The organism is Vibrio sp. 378 (assembly GCF_033339435.1).
In genome coordinates this window covers 1-721 of sequence record NZ_JAWOUO010000519.1, presented here as the reverse complement: position 1 = coordinate 721, position 721 = coordinate 1, and the positions used below count along the sequence as shown (strand labels likewise).

Annotated in this window: 1 protein-coding gene; it reads left to right on the top strand. The window is 50.9% G+C overall.

What is annotated here, in order from left to right; genetic code table 11:
* Positions 1 to 721 (top strand): DMT family transporter (locus R7Q48_RS27285; protein ID WP_318133387.1); only part of this gene is annotated, 721 nt, incomplete at both ends.

The window sequence follows — 721 nt, the reverse complement described above, 5'->3', positions numbered from 1 at the left end:
TACAGTCGTTGGCGGATGGGCTGCACAGCTGTGATTTTGTCGACCATGGCGTGGATAACCGGCGGTTGGCTAAGTGTGTCTTGGGAACACATTACGCCGATGATGGCATCAGGATTGATAGGGATCTTCATTGGCGACACCGCACTGTTTGCTTGTTTGAATCGCATGGGGCCAAGGCAAGCGGGCCTGTTGTTTTCCTGCCATGCCGTGTTTTCCACCATCTTAGGTTATTTCCTGTTTAGCGAAAGCATGACGGCCATTGAACTGCTTGGTTCTGCACTGGTGTTTAGCGGTGTGGTGATGGCGATATTCTTTGGCCGACGCGGACAAACTAACAATGTGCTCGAGGAAATCAAAGGCAACATTTGGGTTGGAGTCTCACTCGGCCTTACCGCTGCAATATGTCAGGCGCTCGGTGGCATTATTGCCAAACCGGTCATGCAAACCAGTGTCGACCCAATCGCTGCATCGGCAATTCGAATGATCAGCGCGTTCATTGCACACTGCTTGTTACTTATCGTTGGAGTCAAAGTTGCTCGCTCCACCCAACGTATTACTTGGCGTGTTTTTGGCATTACGGCGTTGAATGGCTTTCTCGCGATGGCCGTAGGAATGACGTTAATTCTTTACGCGCTGCGCGAAGGGAACGTAGGTATGGTTGCTCTGCTATCTTCAACCACGCCAATCATGTTGCTACCGCTGCTCTGGGTTTACACTAAAC